The sequence below is a fragment of the Janthinobacterium sp. FW305-128 genome (assembly GCF_020858135.1).
Lineage (GTDB): Bacteria > Pseudomonadota > Gammaproteobacteria > Burkholderiales > Burkholderiaceae_D > Janthinobacterium.
In genome coordinates this window covers 172,570-194,974 of sequence record NZ_JACYMK010000013.1, presented here as the reverse complement: position 1 = coordinate 194,974, position 22,405 = coordinate 172,570, and the positions used below count along the sequence as shown (strand labels likewise).

Below are 22,405 nucleotides of genomic sequence, written 5' to 3'. Positions count from 1 at the left end.
CAAAAATGCGCCCCATGGATTTTACCCGCGACGAAACCAGTGAAACCCCAGTTGCCCCGGCCAGCGCGCCGGGAGCGCCTTTGCCGTATGCCGTCGCCACCTGGCTGCAGCGGGTGGAGGCTGCCGCCCATCCGAAGGCCGTGCTGACGATTGCCGAGCCCGATCCCAAACTCAACCAGCACCGCCTGATCTACGTGCTGGCGCCCACCAGCGGCGGCCGCCACGTGGCCCTGTGCTTGTACAAGGCGCGGCTGCGGCCGAACGGCGACGTGGCGGCGGCGTCCCCCATCAGCGAAATCTTTTCCCTGCTGTCGGCGCCGCCCACGTTCTTGACGCCGGCGGACGAAGACCTCGTGCGCTTCTTCGTGGCCATGCGCAGCGGGCAGAATTCGCAGACGGGCAGCGCCACGGAGCCGAAGGGCAAGGTGGGTGCGGCCCTGCTGAAAATGCTGGCAGAGCAGGATAAATTGTTGTGGGCCAATTCCTGGGCCGACGTCGGCAATGGTCTCGTGTATCCATTGAAGGAAGGTCCCGTGCGTCCCGCCCGCCTGTTCTGGCGCGACGAAGGCAAGACCATGCGCCTTGGCTGGCAAGTGGACCCGCCGGAAGGCGCGAAGCACCATGGCGCCGACCAGATCGACTACATGCTGCCCACCGATCCGCCGTGGTACATCGACAACCTGTCGTGCGGCGTGCTGGAACTGAACCAGGGCGGCTCCGACATTTCCCTCGCCGATCTGCAGGCGCTGGTGGCGCAGGCGCCGCCGTTGAATGCGAACGACAAGGTGCGCGTGTCGCAACTGCTGCTGGCGCAAGGCTTGCAGCATCTGATGCCGCTGCCGCAACCGTTGCCGCAGCGCTTGCGCAAGGACGTGCCGGCGCAACCGGTGTTGCTGCTGGACAGTGCCATGCTGGCCGATGGCAGCCTGCAGCGCTGGAGCGACTTCGCCGTGCTGTCCTACGACTACGATGGCGAAAGAGTCTCGTTCGACCCGTCGCAGCGCGTGGTGCGGCAAGTGGGCGAGGTGACGGAAATTATCCAGAGAAATACGGTCGATGAAGCGCGCGCACTGGCCACCCTGGCCGAGCTGCAATTCAAGAAGCCGGGCTCCGCTCCCTTGAGCGGCTTGAAGGGCGCCTTGCTGCTGCCTTCCCAGGCGGAATGGCTGCGTTTTGCCGAGTCCGGCATCGACGCCTTGCTGGCGCAGGGCTGGATCGTGGAAAAGACGGCCAAGTACCGCTACGACGTGAGCGACGTGGGCGACTGGTACGCGGAAATCGATGACCAGGATCCGGACAGCGGCAACGCCTGGTTCGAGCTGGAACTGGGCATCGTCGTCAACCACGAGCGCGTGCCGCTGCTGCCCGTGCTGGTGCAGCTGATCCGCAACGCGCCCAACGATTTCAATCCGAAAGTCATCGAAGCACATGCGGACGATGACCAGATGCTGGCAACCTTGCCGGACGGCACGCGCGTCGCCCTGCCGTGGGGCCGCGTGCGTCCGATTTTGAACACGCTGGGCGAACTGTATTTCAGCGACAAGATCAAGCGTGCCGTGCGCATGTCGACACTCGATGCGGCGCGCCTGGAAGAGCTGGCGCGGGGCCTGGACATGCAGTGGACGGGCGGCGAACAGCTGCGCGCCATGGGCCGCAAGCTGAGCCAGTTCGGTTCCGTGCAAAAAGTGGCGGCGCCCGCGGGCCTGCAGGCAACCTTGCGCGATTACCAGGCCGACGGCCTGGCGTGGATGCAATTCCTGCGCGACCACGACCTGGCGGGCATCCTGGCCGATGACATGGGCTTAGGTAAAACGGTGCAAACCCTGGCGCATATCCTCGTGGAAAAGGAAGCAGGCCGCCTTACGCATCCGGCCCTCGTCATCGCACCGACGAGCTTGATGGGCAACTGGCAGGACGAGGCGGCCAAGTTCGCACCCAGCCTGAAGGTGTTGCTGCTGCAAGGCAAGGACCGCGCCCAGCAATTCGACCAGATCGACCAGTGCGACCTGGTGCTGACCACGTACGCGCTGTTGCCGCGCGACGAGGAAACCTTGCGCGAGCACGATTTCCACCTGGTTATCCTCGACGAATCGCATTACATCAAGAATACGCGCAGCAAGGCGGCGCAAAGCGCGGGCCTGCTGCGCGCGCGCCACCGCCTGTGCTTGTCCGGCACGCCGCTGGAAAATCATCTGGGCGAACTGTGGTCGCAATTCCACTTCTTGCTGCCGGGCTTGCTGGGCGACGAGAAGACGTTCAACACGCAGTTCCGCCACCCGATCGAGCGCCAGGACGATCCGCTGCGCCGCATGCTGCTGAACCGCCGCATCAAACCGTTCCTGCTGCGCCGCACGAAGGACAATGTGGCCAAGGAGCTGCCGCCGAAAACGGAAATGGTGCGCAAGGTGGAATTGACGGGGCCGCAGCGCGACCTGTATGAAACCGTGCGTCTTGCGATGGATCAAAAGGTCCGTGAAGAAATCGACAAGAAGGGCGTGGCGCGCAGCCAGATCGTCATCCTCGAGGCGCTGCTGAAACTGCGCCAGGTCTGCTGCGACCCGCGTCTGGTGAAATCGCTGCCGGCGAAGAAGCAGTCGGCCGGTTCGGCCAAGCTGCTCGACCTGATGCAGATGGTGGAAGACTTGCTCGATGAAGGACGCAAGATCCTCGTGTTCTCGCAATTTACCAGCATGCTGGAATTGATCGAGGAAGAGCTGGAATCGCGCGACATCCCCTACGCGCTGCTGACGGGCGAGACGAAGGACCGGGGCGCGCAAGTGGCGGCCTTCCAGCAGGGCGCCGTGCCGATCTTCCTGATCAGCCTGAAGGCGGGCGGCGTGGGCCTGAACCTGACGGCCGCCGACACGGTCATCCACTACGATCCGTGGTGGAATCCGGCGGCGGAAAACCAGGCCACGGACCGCGCCTGGCGCATCGGCCAGGATAAGCCTGTGTTCGTCTACAAATTGATTGCGAAGGGCACCCTGGAAGAAAAAATCCAGCTGCTGCAGCAAAAGAAATCGGAGCTGGCGCAATCGATCCTGGCCGAAGGCGAATCGCAGAAGATGGCCCTCACGCAGGAAGACTTGCAGCAGATTTTCGCCCCGCTGGAAGATTAAGGGCAGCGCACGCTTATACTTGGCAATTCTTTCTTGCCAGGTATAACGCATGCTGCCTATTTTCCTCCTGCTGCTTGCCGGCGCCGTCCTCATGGCGCTGCGCTTCGTCCAGTTGCGCCGCGCCCTGCTGCGCGCGCGCGCCGGCGAAGCGACGTTTCGCCTGCTGGCCGAACATGGGCGCGACGCGGCCTTCCTGCTCGACGCCACCACCCTCGAATTACGCTACATCAGCCCCGCGGCGCAACGCCTGACCGGTTACGACCAGGCAGCCTTGCGCGAACACGCGGCACGCCTGGCGGCGGACGTGCCGGCCCGCTTGCAGCGCTGGCGCGATGGCGACACCAGCCGTTTGACCCTGCTGCGGGAAGTGGAATTGCCGCACGCCGACGGCCGCCTGCTGGCGCTGGAAATCAGCTCGACCATCGTGCCCGCGTCGGCGAGGGAACGGGGCATCACCATCGTCGGCACGGTGCGCGACGTCAGCGCCGCCCACGCGCAGGAAGCCGAGCGGGAAAAGGAACAGAAGCGTTTCGCCTCGATGCTGTCGCATGAATTCCGCACGCCGCTGGCCACCATCGACGGCGCCATCCAGCGCCTCGTCTCGACATCCCGAGACGCCGACGAGGCCACCCGCAAGCGCTACGTGAAAATCCAGACGGCCGTCGACCGTTTGTTGGCCATGATCGACGACTATTTGTCGCCCGAACGCATGGCGGCCATCGGCCGCGAACGGGCCGCCGATGGCATCGCGCCGCTGGCCTTGTTGCAGCAGGCGGCCGCCACCGTGCCGGCCAGTCACCGCGTACAGCTGGAACTCGATGAAGACTTGCCGGCCCGGCTGCGCTGCGACGTGCCCGGTATGGCCCTGTGCCTGAAAATCCTGCTCGACAACGCGGTCAAGTTCAGCCCGCCGGGCAGCAGCATCACCGTGTCGGGCAAGCTGGTGCCCGAAGGCGGCGTGGCGCTGTGTGTGCGCGATGCGGGGCCCGGTTTGCGGGAAGAAGAACTGGCGCAGCTGTTCGAAAAAGGTTTCCGTGGAACCGATGCCACGCATGCCGGTGCGGGCCTGGGCCTGTACATGGCGCGCGCCGTGGTGGACGTGCATGGCGGGAGTTTACAGGGGCATAATCTGCCCGAAGGCGGGGCTATTTTCCGCATTTGGCTGCCGCTTCCTGGCTAGACTAGAAAAAAGTTGCTTCCGCTGAAGGCAACCGTGATAATTCCTTGACGTAAACCTATTGTGCCGTCCATCATGGTGCAGAAGTGAATGGCATGGTTTGCCCACGGTAGCTCACTAATGGAAGAATGGCGTTGCAATGACGAAAATACTGATCGTCGAAGACAATCTGGACTACGCCGAAGACATGGCGGAGTTTCTCGTTGAGCTCGAACACGAAGTGCATATCACCAGCTCCGCTGGCGGGATGTGGACGGCGTTGAGCCATGGCAATGTCGGGGTGGTCGTGCTGGACCTGGGCTTGCCCGATGAGGACGGCTTCAACGTCATCCCCCGCATGCGCCAGCTGTATCCGCAGATCGGCGTGCTGGTGCTGACGGGGCGTGTCGCCTTCGACAGCCGCATCCTCGGCTTGCGCCTCGGTGCCGACCACTATCTGACCAAGCCGATCAAATTCCCCGAACTGGCTGCCCACATCGAGGCGCTCGACCGCCGCGTCGGCCCGCAAGATCCCGTTCCCGAGCCGGGCAAGTGGACCTTGAAAGTAAGCGCTCGCCAACTTGAATTGATGGGCGCCGTCATCGCCCTGACGGAAAAGGAATTCAACTTCCTGCACCTGCTGACCATCAATACCCGCCCCGTGCCGCGCGACGTCATCGTGGCCGGCATGGGCGGCGAAGATCCGGATGCGGGCCGCCGCGTCGACATGCTCGTGTACCGCCTGCGCAAGAAAGCCAAGACGGGCCTGGGCCAGGACTTGCCGCTGCGCAGCGCGTATGGCGAGGGCTACAGCCTGTCGGCCAGTTTTAACCTGTCCTGACCGCCAGAGGCGGCCAGTAGCATGAAACGGCGCTTCCTATCTGGCCTGTTGTTGATCGTTGCACTGGCCAGTGCCGCTCTCTGGCTGCGCAAGGAGTGGAAAATTGATAGTTGCCTCGATCATGGTGGTCGTTGGGACTACCAACTTGCCGCCTGCGAAGGTGCATAGTCTCCTGCTGGACAATTCAGGGACAGAGTCAATCGCTTTTTCCAGCATTTCAAATAAAACAGGGTCAGAGTCGCGTCCTGCGCTCGCAAGTGTGTAAAATCAAGGCCTTAGCCTTCACTTTTCGATTTTGCCATGGCCCGTTTGCCCCGCCTCATCATTCCCGCACTGCCCCATTACGTGATCCAGCGCGGCAGCAACCGCCAGAGCGTGTTCCAGGACGCGGCGGACTATGCCCAATTTCTGTCCTGGCTGAAAACGGGCGCGAAAATGTTCAAGGTGGCCATCCATGCCTACGTTTTATTGCCAGATCAGCTACATTTATTGGCGACGCCAGCCGATGCGACGGGGCTGGGACAGCTGATGCAGTGGCTGGGGCGCTATTACGTGCCGTATTTCAACCAGAAATACGGCCGTGAAGGGGCGCTGTGGCAGGGACGCTACAAAACTTCCGTCATCGATCCCGACAATTTCTTCCTTACTTGCTGCCGTTACCTGGAATGCGTGCCCGTGCAGACGGGCCTGGCGGGCCAGGCGCTCGATTACAGCTGGTCCAGCTATGCCCACCACGCTGGTGTGCGGCCCGATCCCGTCATCACCGACCATGCGCTGTACTGGGCGCTGGGCAACACGCCGTTCGACCGCGAGGCGGCGTATCTGCGCCTGTTCGAGCAGGGGCTGGGCAGCAGCCAGGTAAACACCGTGGAACAGGCTGTATTGAAGGGCTGGCCGCTGGGTTCCGATGCTTTCAAGCAGGCGCTGGAGCAGAAAATGCAGCGGCAAGTGCTGCCCGCCAAGCGCGGCCGCCCCCGCAAAACGGTGGCCGAGTCCGCCCCCAATTGATAGGTATTCGCATTTAAAACAAAAAATGGTTTCTTTCTGACGTTTTATTGAAATGGCTTCGACTGTGTCCCTATTAAATTTTTAGAGCGACGGAATCGAATTTAATTCGACTCCGACCCTAATTGTTCTGGTTGAGTTTTTTGTTGCGTTGCACTACTCTAGTTTTTCGATAGTCATATGCAGCGGAGAAGCCCATGAAAGCGCAAGGCCTGTACGACCCAGCCAATGAACACGATGCCTGCGGCGTCGGTTTCGTCGCCCATATCAAGGGCAACAAGACCCATTCGATCGTCGAACAGGGTTTGCTGATTCTGAAAAACCTCGATCACCGGGGCGCCGTGGGCGCCGATGCGCTGATGGGCGATGGCGCCGGCATCCTGATCCAGATTCCCGACCAGTACTACCGCGAAGAAATGGCCAAGCAGGGCGTGGAATTGCCGCCGCCTGGCGAATACGGCGTGGGCATGGTCTTCCTGCCGAAGGAACACGCGTCGCGCATCGCCTGCGAACAGGAAATCGAACGCGCCGTGCGCATCGAGGGCCAGGTCGTGCTGGGCTGGCGCAACGTGCCCATCGATACCGATATGCCGATGTCGCCCACCGTGCGCGCCAAGGAACCGGTCATCCGCCAGATCTTCATCGGCCGCGGCCCGGACATCATGGTCACCGACGCGCTCGAGCGCAAACTGTATGTGATCCGCAAATCGTCGGGCCACGCCATCCAGGCCTTGAAACTGCTGCACGGCAAGGAATTCTTCGTGCCGTCGATGTCGGCCCGTACCATCGTCTACAAAGGCTTGCTGCTGGCCGACCAGGTGGGCGTGTACTACAAGGACTTGCAGGATGCGCGCTGCATCTCGGCCCTGGCCCTGGTGCACCAGCGTTTCTCGACGAATACCTTCCCCGAATGGCCGCTGGCCCACCCGTACCGCCTGATCGCCCATAACGGCGAGATCAACACGGTGAAAGGCAACTTCAACTGGATGCGCGCGCGCGAAGGCGTGATGAAGTCGGCCGTGCTGGGCGACGACCTGCAGAAACTGTTCCCGCTGATCTATGAAGGCCAGTCCGACACGGCCTGCTTCGACAATGCGCTGGAACTGCTGCTGATGGCCGGCTACCCGATCGCCCAGGCGATGATGATGATGATTCCGGAAGCGTGGGAAAACCACACGACGATGGACGACAACCGCCGCGCCTTCTATGAATACCACGCGGCCATGATGGAACCGTGGGACGGCCCCGCCGCCATGGCATTCACGGACGGCCGCCACATCGGCGGCACCCTGGACCGCAACGGCTTGCGTCCGGCGCGCTACATCGTCACGGACGATGACCTGGTGGTGATGGCGTCGGAATCGGGCGTATTGCCGATTCCCGAGTCGAAGATCATCCAGAAATGGCGCTTGCAGCCCGGCAAAATGTTCCTGATCGACCTGGAAGCGGGCCGCATCATCGACGACCAGGAATTGAAAAACACCTACGCGAACGCCAAGCCGTACAAGGCGTGGATCAATTCGGTGCGCATCAAGCTCGACGAGATCAAGCTGGCCGAAGGACAAGCGAAACAGGACCGCGCGCAGGGCGAAAAAGCCCAGCCGTCGCTGCTCGACCGCCAGCAGGCGTTCGGCTACACGCAGGAAGACTTGAAATTCCTCATGGCGCCGATGGCACTGGCCGGCGAAGAGGCGACGGGCTCGATGGGCAATGACTCGCCGCTGGCCGTCATGTCGAACAAGCTGAAACCGCTGTATAACTACTTCAAGCAGCTGTTCGCGCAAGTGACGAATCCGCCGATCGACCCGATCCGCGAAGCGATGGTGATGTCGCTGGTGTCCTTCATCGGCCCGAAACCGAACTTGCTCGATACCAACAACGTCAACCCGCCGATGCGCCTGGAAGTGGCACAGCCCGTGCTGGGCTTTGACGACATGGCGCGTCTGCGCAACATCAGCGCCCACACGGGCGGCAAGTTCAAGTCGTACGAACTGGACATCTGCTACCCGCTGGCCTGGGGTAAGGAAGGCGTGGAAGCGTGCCTGGCCTCGCTGTGCGCGGAAGCCGTCGATGCCGTGAAATCCGGCCACAATATTTTGATCGTTTCGGACCGCGCCATTTGCGCCGACCAAGTGGCGATCCCCGCGCTGCTGGCCACGTCCACCGTGCACCAGCATTTGGTGAGCAAGGGCTTGCGGGCGTCCACCGGTCTCGTCGTGGAAACGGGCTCGGCCCGCGAAACGCACCACTTCGCCTTGCTGGCCGGCTATGGCGCGGAAGCCGTCCACCCGTATCTGGCCATGGAAACCCTGGCCGAGATGGCGCACGGCTTGCCCGGCGACTTGTCGGGCGAGAAAGCCATTTATAACTACACCAAGGCGGTCGGCAAGGGCTTGATGAAGGTCATGTCGAAGATGGGCATTTCGACCTACATGTCGTACTGCGGCGCGCAAATCTTCGAAGCCATCGGCCTGAACAAGTCGCTGGTGGACAAATACTTCAAGGGCACGGCCTCGAACGTGGAAGGCATCGGCGTGTTTGAAGTGGCGGAAGAGGCGCTGCGCCTGCACGCGCTGGCCTTCGGCAACGATCCCGTGCTGGTCGATAAGCTCGACGCGGGCGGCGAGTATGCGTTCCGCGTGCGCGGCGAAGACCACATGTGGACGCCGGACGCGATTGCAAAGCTGCAGCATTCCACGCGCAGCAACAATTTCTCCAGCTATAAAGAGTACGCGCAAATCATTAACGACCAGAGCCGTCGTCACCTGACCCTGCGCGGCCTGTTCGAATTCAAGCTCGACCCGACCAAGGCGATCCCGCTCGACGAAGTGGAACCGGCCAAGGAAATCGTCAAGCGTTTCGCCACGGGCGCCATGTCGCTCGGCTCCATCAGCACGGAAGCGCACGCAACGCTTGCGGTCGCCATGAACCGCATCGGCGGCAAGTCGAACACGGGCGAGGGCGGCGAAGATCCGAACCGCTACACGCAGGAATTGAAGGGCATCCCGATCCGCCAGGGCGATACGATGGCGTCCGTCGTGGGCGCCGAGCAGATCGTCGTCGATATTCCGCTGCAGGAAGGCGATTCCATGCGCTCGCGCATCAAGCAGGTGGCGTCGGGACGTTTCGGCGTCACGGCCGCCTACCTGAATTCGGCCGACCAGATCCAGATCAAGATGGCGCAGGGCGCCAAGCCGGGCGAAGGCGGTCAGTTGCCGGGCCATAAGGTGTCCGAATACATCGCCAGCCTGCGCTTTTCCGTGCCGGGCGTGGGCCTGATTTCGCCGCCGCCGCACCACGACATCTATTCGATCGAAGATCTGGCGCAGCTGATCCATGACTTGAAGAACGCCAATCCGCGCGCCTCGATTTCCGTGAAGCTGGTGTCGGAAGTAGGCATCGGCACGGTCGCTGCCGGCGTCACCAAGGCCAAGGCCGACCACGTGGTCGTTGCCGGCCACGACGGCGGCACGGGCGCCTCGCCTCTGTCGTCCGTGAAACATGCGGGCACGCCGTGGGAGTTGGGTCTGGCTGAAACGCAACAAACGCTGGTCTTGAACGGTTTGCGCAGCCGCATCCGCGTGCAGGCCGACGGCCAGATGAAGACGGGCCGCGACGTGGTCATCGCCGCCTTGCTGGGCGCCGACGAGATCGGTTTCGCCACGGCGCCGCTGGTGGTCGAAGGCTGCATCATGATGCGCAAATGCCACTTGAACACGTGCCCGGTGGGCGTGGCCACGCAAGATCCCGTGCTGCGCGCCAAGTTCTCGGGCAAACCCGAGTATGTCGTCAATTACTTCTTCTTCGTTGCCGAGGAAGCCCGTCAATTGATGGCGCAGCTGGGCATCCGCACGTATGACGAGCTGATCGGCCGGGTCGACTTGCTCGACAAATCGAAGGCGATTTCGCACTGGAAGGCGCAGGGGCTGGACTTCTCGTCCATCTTCTACAAGCCGGAAACCCCGGATGGCCAGGCTTGCCGCCACGTGGAATTCCAGGACCATGCGCTGGAAAAGGCGCTCGACCACAAGCTGATCGCGCAAGCGCGCGCGGCGCTGGAAAAGGGCGAGCGCGTCTCCTTCATCTCGCCCGTGCGCAACTTGAACCGCACGGTGGGCACCATGCTGTCCGGCGAAGTGGCGAAGAAATACGGCCACGCCGGCTTGCCGGACGACACCATCCACATCCAGTTGCAAGGCACGGCGGGCCAGTCGGCCTGTGCCTTCCTGGCGCACGGCATCACGATCGACCTGGTGGGCGAGGGCAACGATTACGTCGGTAAAGGCTTGTCGGGCGGACGCATCATCGTGCGGCCCAATACCGAGTTCCGCGGCTGGGCCGTGGACAACATCATCATCGGCAACACGGTGCTGTACGGCGCCATCGCCGGCGAAGCCTTCTTCAACGGCGTGGCCGGTGAACGCTTTGCCGTGCGCAACTCGGGCGCCACCACGGTGGTCGAGGGCCTGGGCGACCATGGCTGCGAATACATGACGGGCGGCACGGTGGTGGTCTTGGGCAACACGGGACGCAACTTCGCGGCCGGCATGTCGGGCGGTATCGCCTATGTGTATGACCCGGCGGGCGACTTTGCCAGCAAGTGCAACACGGCCATGGTCAGCCTGGACAAGGTCGTGTCGGCAGCGGAACAGCATGTCGACCGCGACGCCTGGCACACGCAGCACCGCGACGGCGTGCCGGAAGCGGACGAAGTCATCCTCAAGCGCCTGATCGAGCGTCACTTCAAGCACACGGGCAGCACCCGTGCCCGCGTCCTGCTCGACGACTGGGCTGCGGCGCGCGGCAAGTTCGTGAAAGTCTTCCCGAACGAATACAAGCGCGCGCTGATCGAGATGGCAGCGGATGCCGCCATGGAAGTGCAAGCCGTCGCCGCCTGAGCCAGCCAAGCTCATTGCCAAATGAATGACCAGGGAGCGGCCATGCCGCTCCCCGCCAGCCAAATACAAAGGAAACATCGTGGGTAAAATTACCGGCTTCATGGAATTCAAGCGCCAGGACGAACACTATCTGGAGCCTGCCGCGCGTCTGAAGAACTACAAGGAATTCGTCTTGCACCTGTCGGACGCGCAAGCGACCGTGCAGGGTGCGCGCTGCATGGATTGCGGCATTCCCTTCTGCACCACGGGTTGCCCCGTGAATAACATCATTCCCGACTGGAATGACCTGGTATACCGCGGCGCCTACCGCGAAGCGCTCGATATCTTGCATTCGACGAATAACTTCCCGGAATTTACGGGCCGCATCTGCCCGGCGCCGTGCGAATCGGCCTGTACCCTGGGTATCCATGAAGATCCGGTCGGCATCAAGTCGATCGAGCATAAAATCATCGACATGGGCTGGGAGCACGGCTGGGTCACGCCGCAGCCGGCGAGTTTTAGCACCGGCAAGAAAGTAGCCATCGTCGGCTCCGGTCCTGCCGGCCTGGCGGCGGCGCAGCAGCTGGCGCGCGCCGGCCATGCCGTCACCGTGTTTGAAAAGAGCGACCGGGTCGGCGGCTTGCTGCGTTACGGCATCCCCGACTTCAAGATGGAAAAATCGCACATCGATCTGCGCGTGAAACAGATGGAAGCCGAAGGCGTGGTCTTCCGCACCAGCGTGCTGGTCGGCAAGGATTTCCCTGCCAACGTCAACAACTGGGCCAAGGAAACCATTTTCCCGGAAGACCTGGAAAAAGAATTTGACGCCGTCATCATGGCCGGCGGCGCCGAGCAGCCGCGCGACTTGCCCGTGCCGGGCCGCGAATTGAAAGGCGTGCACTTCGCCATGGATTTCCTGCCGCTGCAAAACAAGGTCAACGCGGGCGACAAGCTCAAGGACCAGATCAAGGCGACGGGCAAGCACGTGGTGGTGATCGGCGGCGGCGACACGGGTTCCGACTGTGTCGGCACCTCGAACCGCCACGGCGCCGCCTCGGTGGCCCAGTTCGAACTGATGCCGCAGCCGCCGGAACAGGAAAACAAGCCGCTGGTCTGGCCGTACTGGCCGACCAAGCTGCGCACCTCGTCCTCGCACGAGGAAGGCTGCGAGCGCGACTGGGCCGTGGCCACCAAGCGTTTCGAAGGCAAGGGCGGCAAGGTGGAAAAGCTGATCGCCTGCAGAGTCGAATGGAAAGACGGCAAGATGAGCGAAGTGCCGAACTCGGAATTCGAGATGAAGGCGGATCTGGTCTTCCTGGCCATGGGTTTTGTTTCACCAGTACAACAAGTGTTGCAAGCGTTCGGCGTCGATACGGATGCGCGCGGCAATGTCAAGGCAACAACGGATGGCGCCGGCTGCTACCAGACCTCGGTGGCCAAGGTGTTTGCGGCCGGCGACATGCGCCGTGGCCAGTCGCTGGTGGTGTGGGCCATCCGCGAAGGGCGCCAGTGCGCGCGCGCCGTCGATGAGTTCCTGATGGGGGCATCCGTGCTGCCACGCTAATTAACGAGCAACTGTTCGTTTTTTTGACAGGGCCACGGCGCGGATTGCGGCGTGGCCCTTGTTATTTTAGTTATCAAGTGGACGGCCATGAACGCCGGTGGATGGGGGCGCGATGCGCAGGTCAAATTTCCACTACAATATCTGACTTTCGATTCATTAGTGTTGTATTCTTCCCCTTTACGGGGCTGTCCCAAGGGGTGTCTCAGCAGAGGTTGGCGTTTCTGCACTACAATACGCCATTAAAATAGTGAGCTTCGTCGTGCCAAATCTTGTTGAGATCCGTGATTTACACTTTGCCTATGGAGAACGTTCGATTTTATCGGGCCTTCAAATGGATTTCCCACGTGGAAAAGTTGTGGCCGTCATGGGTGGCTCCGGCAGTGGCAAGACGACCGTACTGCGCCTGATCGGCGGGCAGTTGCGCCCCAGTTCCGGTTCCGTGAATGTGGACGGCCAGATCGTGCATACGCTGGGAACCGACGAGCTGTATCAGCTGCGCCGCAAGATGGGCATGCTGTTCCAGCACGGCGCGCTGTTTACGGACCTGACGGCGTTCGAAAACGTGGCCTTCCCCCTGCGCGAACACACGGACTTGAATGAAGAGCTGATCCGCACCCTGGTGCTGATGAAGCTGCACGCCGTGGGTTTACGCAATGCGGCGCAATTGAAGCCGGCCGAGATTTCTGGCGGCATGGGCCGCCGCGTCGCGCTGGCGCGCGCCATCGCGCTCGACCCTGAACTGATCATGTACGACGAGCCCTTCGCCGGCCTGGACCCGATTTCCATGGGCGTGACGGCCAATTTGATCCGCAATTTGAACGATGCGCTGGGCTCCACGTCTATCCTGGTATCGCACGATGTGAAGGAGTGTTTCGCCATCGCTGATTACGTCTATTTTCTGTCATCGGGCAAGATCGTGGCGCACGGCACGCCGGCCGAGATGGCCGTGTCGACGCATCCGTACGTCAAGCAATTCGTCAATGCCGAGGCCGATGGCCCCGTGCCGTTCCATTACCCGGGCAAGTCGCTGGCCGACGACCTGGGCCTGCATGCGGGAGCGGGCCGATGATCGCGCGTTTCCTCGCGTCGATCGGAGCATGGTTGCGCAATTCGGTACAAGACCTCGGCTTTGCCGTGCGTTCGTTCTTTATCATCATCGCCTCGTCGGGCGGCCTGTGGCGCCGTCCGCGCCTGGTGATCGAGCAACTGTTTTTTATCGGTAACCGCTCGCTGGTGATTACCGCCGTCTCCGGCCTGTTTGTCGGCATGGTGCTGGGTTTGCAAGGCTATTACACCTTGACCACGTATGGCGCCGAGCAGTCGCTGGGCTTGCTGGTGGCGCTGTCGCTGACGCGCGAACTGGGCCCTGTCGTCACGGCGCTGCTGTTCGCCGGCCGCGCCGGCACCTCGCTGACGGCGGAAATCGGCCTGATGAAGGCGGGCGAGCAACTGTCGGCCATGGAAATGATGGCCGTCAACCCGATCCAGCGCGTGCTGGCGCCCCGTTTCTGGGCCGGCGTGATCGCCATGCCGATCCTGGGCGCCATCTTCACGGCCGTCGGCATCATCGGCAGCTACCTGGTCGGCGTGGTGCTGATCGGCGTCGATGAAGGCTCGTTCTGGTCGCAGATGCAAGGCGGCGTGGATGTCTGGAAAGAAGTTGGCAACGGCACCATCAAGAGCCTGGTGTTCGGCATCGCGGTGACCTTCATTGCGCTGTTCCAGGGTTACCAGGCGCAGCCGACGCCGGAAGACGTGTCCGGCGCCACCACGCGCACGGTGGTCATTTCGTCGTTGATGGTGTGGTGGCTCGATTTCATGATGACGGCGTTGATGTTTAGCAAGTAATTGCCGATAGGCGACAAAATTATCGGCCTGGGCAGTGTTCTGCGCAGGTGGCGGCAAGTAAAAATTATTTAGGATTGTTTATGCAACGTAAATCTTTGGATGTCTGGGTCGGCTTGTTCGTCTTGCTGGGTGTGGCGGCATTGATGTTTTTGGCGCTCAAGGCCGGCAATATGAGCTCGCTGTCTTTCAGCAAGACGTATACCATTACGGCCAAGTTCGACAATATTGGCGGCCTCAAGCCGCAGGCGCCCGTCAAGGGCGCTGGCGTGGTGGTGGGGCGCGTGGCGGAGATCCGCTTTGACGACAAGACGTATCAGGCGCTGGTGAAACTCGATATCGAAGATGGCTACAAATTTCCGAAAGACAGCTCGGCCAAGATTTTGACGGCCGGTTTGCTGGGTGAGCAATATATCGGCCTGGAAGCAGGCGGCGATTTGGCGAACCTGGCAGAGGGCGACAAGATCGCCCGTACTCAATCGGCCACAGTGCTGGAAGACCTGATCAATCAGTTCATCTACAGCAAGGCAGCGGAAGGAAAGGACAGCAAATGAGCGAGTCGACCAAGAAACCCCAAGGCAGCCTGGCGCGTATCGGCCTGGCCATGGCCATCGCCGCCAGCGTGAGCGCTTGCGCCACCGGCACCAATCCGCGCGACCCGCTGGAAGGGTATAACCGCGCGATGTTCAAGTTTAACGATACCGTCGACCAGGTGGCGCTGAAACCGGTCGCCACGGCCTACAAGACGGTGACGCCGTCGTTCGTGCAAACGGGCGTGGGCAACTTCTTCGGCAACCTGGCCGATGTGTGGAGTGCCGTGAACAACTTGCTGCAAGGCAAGGGTGAGGCGGGCTTGCAAGACGTCGTGCGCGTCAGCATGAACTCGACCTTCGGCATCCTCGGCCTGATCGACATCGCGTCGCAGGCCGGCATTCCCAAGCATAACGAAGACTTTGGCCAGACCCTGGGCTGGTACGGCGTCCAGTCGGGTCCGTACGTGATGCTGCCGCTGCTGGGCCCATCGACCGTGCGCGACACGGTGGCCTTGCCGCTCGATATCGCGGGCGACCCATGGCGCTACAAGGATCCCGTCAATGTACGCAATATCGGCACGGTGACGCGCGTGGTCGACAAGCGCGCCGCGCTGCTCGACGCGACCAACCTGATGGAAGCGGCCGCGCTGGACCGTTATGAATTCATCCGCGACGGCTTCCTGCAAGCGCGTGAAAGCAAGGTTTTCGACGGCGATACGGACCGCCGCGACCGCAAAGTGCCAAAAAACGACAGCAGCGATTACGAGCCGGAGTACGAGGCAAAACCGCAAGTTGCCAATGACGCGCCTGCGGCCACGGCCGCCGCCGAGGTGGCGCCAGCGGACCTCGTAACATCTGGTAGCAATACCGTTGCTTCCGAGGCCAGGCCCCAGGAGTAAACTCCGGTACAGAAACACCACGGCTGCGATCAACGCCAGCCGGTGCATAGCAACACCATGAAAGGTAGAACCATGAAATTGATGAAACAACTGCTGGCGATGGCGACCATCGCCTTTGCCACCGCCGCCCAGGCCGCTCCTGCTGTCGAAGCGCCGGACGTCTTGGTCAAGCGCATCAGCCAGGATGTGATCGACACGGCCAAGAACGACAAGGCCATCCAGGCTGGCGATATCAAGCGCGTCACCGAGTTGGTGGAAAGCAAAATCCTGCCTTACGTGGATTTCCAGCGTATGACGGCCCTGGCCGCCGGCCGCTTCTGGCGCGACGCCACGCCGGACCAGCAAAAGCAGCTGGCCGCGGAATTCCGCACCCTGCTGATCTATACGTACTCGGGCGCCCTGTCGCAGATCAAGAACGAAACCGTGGAATTCAAGCCGCTGCGCGCCGACCCGGCTGACACGGAAGTGGAAGTGCGTTCGCAGGTCAACGTGGCGCGCGGCGAACCCGTGCCCCTGAACTACCGCGTGGCGAAAACCCCGTCCGGCTGGAAGATCTATGACATCAACGTGCTGGGCGCGTGGCTGGTGGAAACGTACAAAAGCAGCTTCGCCAGCGAGATCAGCAAGGGCGGCATCGATGGCCTGATCAAGACCTTGCAGGCAAAAAACAAGGCCCTGGCCAGCCGTCCCGCTGCCAAAGCCAAATAATCGGCTATCATATAGCTCCAGACCCAGCTCCAGACCAGCGCAGCCCGACGCCATGCCCGACTCTCTCGACACCTTGCAGTCCCTGACTTCCCTGACCGTGCACAATGCCACTTCGGCATTGGAGCAGGGTCTGGACGCCATCCGCTCGGGTCAGACCAAGTTCGACTTGCGCAACGTCAAGGCCGTCGATTCGGCTGCCGTGTCCGTCATGCTGACGTGGCAGCGCGCCGCGCAGGATGCGGGCGCCGTGCTGGAGCTGAAAAACCTGCCGAACAACCTGAAAAACCTCACCAAGCTGTATGGCGTCTGCTCGCTCGTCTCGAGCACGTTGACGGCCGACGACTGCGCCAGCGCCGGCGGCCACGCCGAACGCAGCCCGTCCGACCTGCATCATCATTGATCCTGTCCCACTCCCCGCATCAGCAGTAGCTTTCAAGCCGGCAGGCCAGCAGCGCCGCCGGATTGATCTCCAAGTGTTCCACGAATTTTCCAACTATAATTGACTGTTGCGCCGTCCTCGCCTGAAGGTGGCGCCCTGCACCGGCCTGCCGGCCTGGATGTCTCCGGCAACTGGCGCATCACACCAGACGCATTACACTTGAAACAAGCACATGACCGCAATTCAAATAACGAATGTAGAAAAGAGCTATAAATCGCTCAAGGCGCTGGGCGGCGTGTCGCTGGCCATCGAAGAAGGCGAGTTCTTTGGCCTGCTCGGTCCCAACGGCGCCGGCAAGACCACCCTCATTTCCATCATCGCCGGCCTGATACGCCCCGACGCTGGCACCGTCAAGATCCATGGCCACGATGTGGTCAAGGACTTCCGCAATGCGCGCCGCAACTTGGGCGTGGTGCCGCAGGAACTCGTGTTCGACCCGTTTTTCACCGTGCGCGAAACCCTGCGCCTGCAGTCCGGCTATTTCGGCCTGCCGAACAACGACAAGTGGATTGACGAGGTCATGGAAAACCTCGACCTGACCGGCAAGGCCGACACGAATATGCGCGCGCTGTCCGGCGGCATGAAGCGCCGCGTGCTCGTCGCCCAGGCGCTGGTGCACAAGCCGCCCGTCATCGTGCTCGATGAGCCGACGGCCGGCGTCGACGTGGAACTGCGCCAGACCCTGTGGAAGTTCATCTCGCGCCTGAACCGCGAAGGCGGCCACACGGTCGTGCTGACCACCCACTACCTGGAAGAGGCGCAAGCCATGTGCCAGCGCGTGGCCATGCTGAAGACCGGCAAGGTGGTGGCGCTCGACACCATGTCGGCCCTGATCCGCCGCATCGCCGGCTCGCAGCTGCAGGTGCACCTGAAAAACGGCAGCCTGCCGGCCGACCTGCGGCACCTGGTGCTGCACCCGGAAGAACAGCAGGCGCCGAACAAGTTCAGCCTGCGCGTCAACGAATACAGCGAAGTCGAGAAAATCCTCGCCCGCCTGCGCGAAGCGGGCGTCGAGATCGATGAAATGCAATTGCAACAAGCCGACCTGGAAGATATCTTCTTGCAGATCATGGATAAAGGTACCGTATGATTTCGACAGGATTTCGCACCCTCGTCTACAAAGAGACGCTGCGCTTCTGGAAAGTGGCGACGCAAACCGTGGCCGCACCTGTGCTCACGTCGATGCTGTACCTGCTGGTGTTCGGCCATGTGCTCGACGGCCGCGTCGAGCCGAGCCCCGGCGTCAGCTACACGGCCTTCCTGATTCCCGGCCTGGTGATGATGAGCGTGCTGCAAAACGCGTTTGCCAATTCCTCGTCCTCGCTGATCCAGTCGAAGATCACAGGCAACCTGGTGTTCGTGCTGCTCACGCCCCTGTCGCACTGGGAAATCTTCTCGGCGTATGTACTCGCTTCCGTCGCGCGCGGCCTGGCCGTGGGCTTTGGCGTGTTTGCCATCACTTGCTGGTTCGCCGACCTGTCGTTTGTCGCGCCGCTGTGGATCGTCATCTTCGCGTTTCTCGGCGCCGCCATGCTGGGCACCATGGGCCTGATCGCCGGCATCTGGGCCGAGAAATTCGACCAGCTGGCCGCCTTCCAGAACTTTTTGATCATGCCGGCCACCTTTTTGTCGGGCGTGTTCTACTCGATCCACTCGCTGCCGCCATTCTGGCAGACGGTATCGCACCTGAACCCCTTCTTCTACATGATCGACGGCTTCCGCTACGGCTTCTTCGGCGTGTCCGACGTCAGCCCCTGGATCAGTCTTTCCATCGTCGCCGGCTTCCTCGTGATCCTGGCGCTGGCGTCGATCCGCCTGCTGAAAAGCGGCTATCGTTTGCGCCATTGATTACGGCACATCACATCACTACATTATTCAATATCAAGGACTTATCGTGACCACCACTCCAGAACTGATCCACGGCTACCTGTCAGCCGGCCTCGAATGCACGCACCTCGAAGTGGAGGGCGACGGCCAGCACTTCCAGGCCGTGATCGTCTCGCCCGCATTCGCCGGCAAGCGCCTGATCCAGCGCCACCAGATCGTCTACGCGGCGCTGGGCGACCGCATGCGCGAAGAAATCCACGCGCTGTCGATGAAAACCCTGACACCTGAAGAATTCCAAGGATAAGCACATGGACAAGCTCCTCATCAACGGCGGCAACCGCCTGAACGGCGACATCGCCATCTCCGGCGCGAAAAACGCCGCCCTGCCCATCCTGTGCGCGGGCCTGCTGACCGCGGGCGACCTGGACCTGACGAACGTGCCGCATTTGCACGACGTGGCCACCATGCTCAAATTGCTGGGTCAGACGGGCCTGAAAGTGCAGCAGGACGGCGACCGCGTCGTTCTCAACGGCAGCGCCATCGACACCCTGGAAGCGCCGTATGAACTGGTGAAAACCATGCGCGCCTCGATCCTCGTGCTGGGCCCCATGCTGGCGCGCTTCGGCGAAGCCAAGGTCTCGCTGCCAGGCGGCTGCGCCATCGGTTCGCGCCCCGTCGACCAGCACATCAAGGGCCTGGAAGCGCTGGGCGCCGAGATCCGCATCGAGGCCGGTTACATCTACGCCAAGTGCGCCAAGCTCAAGGGCGCGCGCATCGTCACCGACATGATCACCGTCACCGGCACCGAGAACCTGCTGATGGCCGCGACCCTGGCCGAAGGCGAGACCATCCTGGAAAACGCCGCCTGCGAACCGGAAGTGACCGACCTGGCGCACCTGCTGGTGGCCATGGGCGCGAAGATCGACGGCATCGGCACCAGCCGCCTGGTGATCCAGGGCGTCGACGCGCTGCACGGCGCCTCGCACGCGGTGATCGCCGACCGTATCGAAACGGGTACCTTCCTGTGCGCCGTGGCGGCCACCGGCGGCGACATCACCCTGCGCAACGTGCGCACCGACATTCTCGACGCGGCGCTCGACAAGCTGCGCGCCATGGGCCTGACGATGACCTTCGGCGCCGACTGGATCCGCGCCGAGATGTCGGCCCGTCCGAACCCCGTCAGCTTCCGCACGACGGAATACCCGGGCTTCCCGACCGACATGCAGGCGCAGTTCATGGCCGTCAACACCATCGCCAACGGCGCCAGCCGCGTCACCGAGACGATTTTCGAGAACCGCTACATGCACGTGCAGGAAATGAACCGCCTGGGCGCCGACATCACCATCGAGGGCAACACGGCCATCATCGCCGGCGTCAAGCAGCTGCGCGGCGCGCCCGTGATGGCGACCGACCTGCGCGCTTCGGCCTCGCTGGTGATCGCGGCCCTGGCCGCCGACGGCGAAACGCTGATCGACCGCATCTATCACCTCGACCGCGGCTACGACCGCATGGAAGTCAAATTGTCGGCCGTCGGCGCGAACATCGTACGTATTAAATAACAAGGAACGAGCATGAACGGATCGAACAACGGCGACAGCTCCCAGCTGATCCTGGCGCTCTCGAAGGGCCGCATTTTTGAAGACACCATGCCGCTGCTGGAAGCGGCCGGCATCAAGGTGCTGGAAAACCCGGAGACCTCGCGCAAGCTGATTTTGGCCACCAACGATCCGAACGTGCGCGTCATCATCGTGCGCGCCAGCGACGTACCGACCTACGTGCAGTACGGCGCGGCCGATTTCGGCGTGGCGGGCAAGGACGTGCTGCTGGAACACGGCGGCGAAGGCCTGTACCAGCCGATCGACCTGAATATCGCTTCTTGCCGCATGTCGGTGGCGGTGCAGGCCGGTTTCGACTATGAAAAGGCCGTGCACCAGGGCGCGCGCTTGCGCGTGGCCACCAAATTCGTGCACACGGCGCGCGAGCATTTCGCCGCCAAGGGCGTGCACGTCGACCTGATCAAGCTGTATGGCTCGATGGAGCTGGCGCCGTTGGTCGGCTTGTCCGACGCCATCGTCGACCTGGTCAGCACGGGCAGCACTTTGCGCGCAAACAACCTCGTCGAGGTCGAGCACATCATGGAAATTTCGTCGCGCCTGGTGGTTAACCAGGCGGCATTAAAGCTCAAGCGCGAGCGCTTGCAGCCGATTATCGAGGCGTTTGAACGCGCCTCGCAAGCCTAGACACATTCAGTAGCAGAAAGCCGATTATGCCGATACAGATACGCAAGCTCGATTCAAGCCAGGAAGGTTTCCAACAATCGCTCGACACCTTGCTGGCGTTCGAGGCGGGCACCGATGCAGCGATTGAAACGTCGGTCGCAAAAATCCTGGCCGACGTGAAAACGCGCGGCGACGCCGCCGTCCTGGAATACACCAACCGTTTCGACCGCATCCCGCATGGCGGCGCGGCGGAAATGGCGGCCTTCGATATTTCGCAAGCCGAACTGCAGGCGGCCCTGAACGGCCTGCCGTCGGCCCAGCGCGAGGCGCTGCAGATCGCCGCCCAGCGCATCCGCGCCTTCCACGAACGCCAGCGCGAGGAATTGCGCGGTTTTACTTACACCGAGCCCGATGGCACGGTGCTGGGGCAAAAAATCACGCCGCTGGACCGGGTCGGCATCTACGTCCCGGGCGGCAAGGCAGCGTATCCGTCGTCCGTGCTGATGAACGCCATTCCCGCGCACGTGGCGGGCGTGGGCGAGATCATCATGGTGGTGCCGACGCCCGATGGGGTGAAAAACCAGATGGTGCTGGCCGCCGCCGCGATTGCCGGCGTGACGCGCGTGATCACCATCGGCGGCGCGCAAGCCGTCGGCGCGCTGGCCTACGGCACGCAGACGATCGCCGCTGTCGACAAGATCGTCGGCCCCGGCAACGCCTATGTGGCGGCCGCCAAGCGCCGCGTGTTCGGCATCGTCGGCATCGACATGATCGCGGGGCCTTCCGAAATCCTCGTGCTGTGCGACGGCACGACGGACCCGGACTGGGTCGCGATGGACCTGTTTTCGCAGGCCGAGCACGACGAACTGGCGCAGGCGATCCTGCTGTGCCCCGACGCGGCCTACATCGCGAAAGTGGAAGAGAGCATCGCCAGGCTGCTGCCGACGATGCCGCGCCAGGCCACCATCAGCACTTCGCTGGCCGACCGCGGCGCGCTGATCAAGGTGCGCAGCATGCAAGAGGCGTGCGAGATCGCCAATGCCATCGCGGCCGAGCACCTGGAAATCTCGGCGGACAACCCGCAGCAGTGGGCCGAGCAGATCCGTCACGCGGGCGCCATGTTCCTGGGCCGCTTTTCGTCCGAATCGCTGGGCGACTATTGCTGCGGTCCCAATCACGTGCTGCCGACCTCGCGCACGGCGCGCTTCTCGTCGCCGCTGGGTGTGTACGACTTCCAGAAGCGTTCGTCCATCATTCACGTAAGCGAGGCGGGCGCGCAAACCCTGGGCCGTGTCGCCGCCACGCTGGCGTATGGCGAAGGCTTGCAGGCGCACGCGCGCAGCGCCGAACTGCGTCTGAAGCCGCAGCCATGA

At 62.3% G+C, this 22,405-nt stretch carries 18 protein-coding genes; all 18 read left to right on the top strand.

The genetic code is table 11. The features are described from left to right. The first annotated feature begins 14 nt into the window (after positions 1 to 14). The 18 genes from IGS60_RS24845 to hisD all read left to right on the top strand — a co-directional run bounded on the left by IGS60_RS24845 (position 15) and on the right by hisD (position 22,405). Positions 15 to 3,119 carry a DEAD/DEAH box helicase gene (locus IGS60_RS24845; protein ID WP_070290329.1) on the top strand — a complete coding sequence of 1,035 codons (3,105 nt, stop codon included), beginning with the start codon at positions 15 to 17 and terminating at the stop codon, positions 3,117 to 3,119. 49 nt (positions 3,120 to 3,168) lie between these two features. Beyond that, on the top strand, positions 3,169 to 4,299 hold the full coding sequence (locus IGS60_RS24840) for a PAS domain-containing sensor histidine kinase (RefSeq protein WP_230506488.1): 1,131 nt from the start codon (positions 3,169 to 3,171) through the stop codon (positions 4,297 to 4,299). A 136-nt stretch (positions 4,300 to 4,435) separates the two neighbouring features. Beyond that, entirely contained in the window at positions 4,436 to 5,116 is a 681-nt protein-coding gene (locus IGS60_RS24835) for a response regulator transcription factor (protein WP_034753797.1), read from the top strand. 300 nt (positions 5,117 to 5,416) lie between these two features. Next, positions 5,417 to 6,124: a transposase gene (locus IGS60_RS24830; protein ID WP_230506487.1), complete on the top strand. Its 708-nt coding sequence runs from the start codon at positions 5,417 to 5,419 to the stop codon at positions 6,122 to 6,124. Between the two features lie 194 nt (positions 6,125 to 6,318). Continuing rightward, positions 6,319 to 11,019: a glutamate synthase-related protein gene (locus IGS60_RS24825; protein ID WP_070313401.1), complete on the top strand. Its 4,701-nt coding sequence runs from the start codon at positions 6,319 to 6,321 to the stop codon at positions 11,017 to 11,019. Between the two features lie 79 nt (positions 11,020 to 11,098). Beyond that, the gene (locus IGS60_RS24820) at positions 11,099 to 12,562 is read left to right on the top strand and encodes a glutamate synthase subunit beta (protein WP_070219665.1); all 1,464 of its coding nucleotides are present in this window, start codon (positions 11,099 to 11,101) and stop codon (positions 12,560 to 12,562) included. Positions 12,563 to 12,821: 259 nt separating this feature from the next. Further along, positions 12,822 to 13,631, top strand: coding sequence for an ABC transporter ATP-binding protein (locus IGS60_RS24815; RefSeq protein WP_070219703.1), 810 nt, complete (start codon positions 12,822 to 12,824; stop codon positions 13,629 to 13,631). Beyond that, complete coding sequence (mlaE, locus tag IGS60_RS24810; RefSeq protein WP_070219663.1) at positions 13,628 to 14,410, top strand: lipid asymmetry maintenance ABC transporter permease subunit MlaE; 783 nt, start codon at positions 13,628 to 13,630, stop codon at positions 14,408 to 14,410. The genes IGS60_RS24815 and mlaE overlap by 4 nt, the downstream gene beginning before the upstream one ends. Positions 14,411 to 14,490: 80 nt before the next feature. Continuing rightward, positions 14,491 to 14,961 carry an outer membrane lipid asymmetry maintenance protein MlaD gene (gene mlaD / locus IGS60_RS24805; protein WP_070219660.1) on the top strand — a complete coding sequence of 157 codons (471 nt, stop codon included), beginning with the start codon at positions 14,491 to 14,493 and terminating at the stop codon, positions 14,959 to 14,961. Next, the gene (locus tag IGS60_RS24800) at positions 14,958 to 15,839 is read left to right on the top strand and encodes a VacJ family lipoprotein (protein WP_070219658.1); all 882 of its coding nucleotides are present in this window, start codon (positions 14,958 to 14,960) and stop codon (positions 15,837 to 15,839) included. Before mlaD ends, IGS60_RS24800 begins: the two co-directional genes overlap by 4 nt. Positions 15,840 to 15,911: 72 nt before the next feature. Then, positions 15,912 to 16,547 carry a phospholipid-binding protein MlaC gene (locus IGS60_RS24795; protein ID WP_230506486.1) on the top strand — a complete coding sequence of 212 codons (636 nt, stop codon included), beginning with the start codon at positions 15,912 to 15,914 and terminating at the stop codon, positions 16,545 to 16,547. A gap of 52 nt (positions 16,548 to 16,599) precedes the next feature. Then, positions 16,600 to 16,947 (top strand): lipid asymmetry maintenance protein MlaB, encoded by a 348-nt coding sequence (locus tag IGS60_RS24790; RefSeq protein ID WP_034753819.1) that lies wholly within the window; start codon positions 16,600 to 16,602, stop codon positions 16,945 to 16,947. 211 nt (positions 16,948 to 17,158) lie between these two features. Continuing rightward, positions 17,159 to 18,076 carry an ABC transporter ATP-binding protein gene (locus tag IGS60_RS24785; RefSeq protein ID WP_230506485.1) on the top strand — a complete coding sequence of 306 codons (918 nt, stop codon included), beginning with the start codon at positions 17,159 to 17,161 and terminating at the stop codon, positions 18,074 to 18,076. Further along, positions 18,073 to 18,834, top strand: a complete 762-nt coding sequence (locus tag IGS60_RS24780) for an ABC transporter permease (protein WP_071074993.1) — start codon at positions 18,073 to 18,075, stop codon at positions 18,832 to 18,834. The genes IGS60_RS24785 and IGS60_RS24780 overlap by 4 nt, the downstream gene beginning before the upstream one ends. 46 nt (positions 18,835 to 18,880) lie before the next feature. Further along, positions 18,881 to 19,117 (top strand): BolA family protein, encoded by a 237-nt coding sequence (locus IGS60_RS24775; protein WP_034753824.1) that lies wholly within the window; start codon positions 18,881 to 18,883, stop codon positions 19,115 to 19,117. 4 nt (positions 19,118 to 19,121) lie between these two features. Continuing rightward, positions 19,122 to 20,372 carry a UDP-N-acetylglucosamine 1-carboxyvinyltransferase gene (gene murA, locus IGS60_RS24770; RefSeq protein WP_070290314.1) on the top strand — a complete coding sequence of 417 codons (1,251 nt, stop codon included), beginning with the start codon at positions 19,122 to 19,124 and terminating at the stop codon, positions 20,370 to 20,372. Positions 20,373 to 20,384: 12 nt separating this feature from the next. After that, positions 20,385 to 21,053 carry an ATP phosphoribosyltransferase gene (gene hisG, locus IGS60_RS24765; RefSeq protein ID WP_070219646.1) on the top strand — a complete coding sequence of 223 codons (669 nt, stop codon included), beginning with the start codon at positions 20,385 to 20,387 and terminating at the stop codon, positions 21,051 to 21,053. Positions 21,054 to 21,079: 26 nt separating this feature from the next. Beyond that, positions 21,080 to 22,405: a histidinol dehydrogenase gene (gene hisD / locus IGS60_RS24760; RefSeq protein ID WP_070219644.1), complete on the top strand. Its 1,326-nt coding sequence runs from the start codon at positions 21,080 to 21,082 to the stop codon at positions 22,403 to 22,405.

Bases quoted from the DNA above. Each gene is read 5' to 3' on its own strand.
- IGS60_RS24845 (WP_070290329.1), top strand. From the start codon at position 15: ATGGATTTTACCCGCGACGAAACCAGTGAAACCCCAGTTGCCCCGGCC.
- IGS60_RS24840 (WP_230506488.1), top strand. From the start codon at position 3,169: ATGCTGCCTATTTTCCTCCTGCTGCTTGCCGGCGCCGTCCTCATGGCG.
- IGS60_RS24835 (WP_034753797.1), top strand. From the start codon at position 4,436: ATGACGAAAATACTGATCGTCGAAGACAATCTGGACTACGCCGAAGAC.
- IGS60_RS24830 (WP_230506487.1), top strand. From the start codon at position 5,417: ATGGCCCGTTTGCCCCGCCTCATCATTCCCGCACTGCCCCATTACGTG.
- IGS60_RS24825 (WP_070313401.1), top strand. From the start codon at position 6,319: ATGAAAGCGCAAGGCCTGTACGACCCAGCCAATGAACACGATGCCTGC.
- mlaE (WP_070219663.1), top strand. From the start codon at position 13,628: ATGATCGCGCGTTTCCTCGCGTCGATCGGAGCATGGTTGCGCAATTCG.
- mlaD (WP_070219660.1), top strand. From the start codon at position 14,491: ATGCAACGTAAATCTTTGGATGTCTGGGTCGGCTTGTTCGTCTTGCTG.
- IGS60_RS24800 (WP_070219658.1), top strand. From the start codon at position 14,958: ATGAGCGAGTCGACCAAGAAACCCCAAGGCAGCCTGGCGCGTATCGGC.
- IGS60_RS24795 (WP_230506486.1), top strand. From the start codon at position 15,912: ATGAAATTGATGAAACAACTGCTGGCGATGGCGACCATCGCCTTTGCC.
- IGS60_RS24790 (WP_034753819.1), top strand. From the start codon at position 16,600: ATGCCCGACTCTCTCGACACCTTGCAGTCCCTGACTTCCCTGACCGTG.
- IGS60_RS24785 (WP_230506485.1), top strand. From the start codon at position 17,159: ATGACCGCAATTCAAATAACGAATGTAGAAAAGAGCTATAAATCGCTC.
- IGS60_RS24780 (WP_071074993.1), top strand. From the start codon at position 18,073: ATGATTTCGACAGGATTTCGCACCCTCGTCTACAAAGAGACGCTGCGC.
- murA (WP_070290314.1), top strand. From the start codon at position 19,122: ATGGACAAGCTCCTCATCAACGGCGGCAACCGCCTGAACGGCGACATC.
- hisG (WP_070219646.1), top strand. From the start codon at position 20,385: ATGAACGGATCGAACAACGGCGACAGCTCCCAGCTGATCCTGGCGCTC.
- hisD (WP_070219644.1), top strand. From the start codon at position 21,080: ATGCCGATACAGATACGCAAGCTCGATTCAAGCCAGGAAGGTTTCCAA.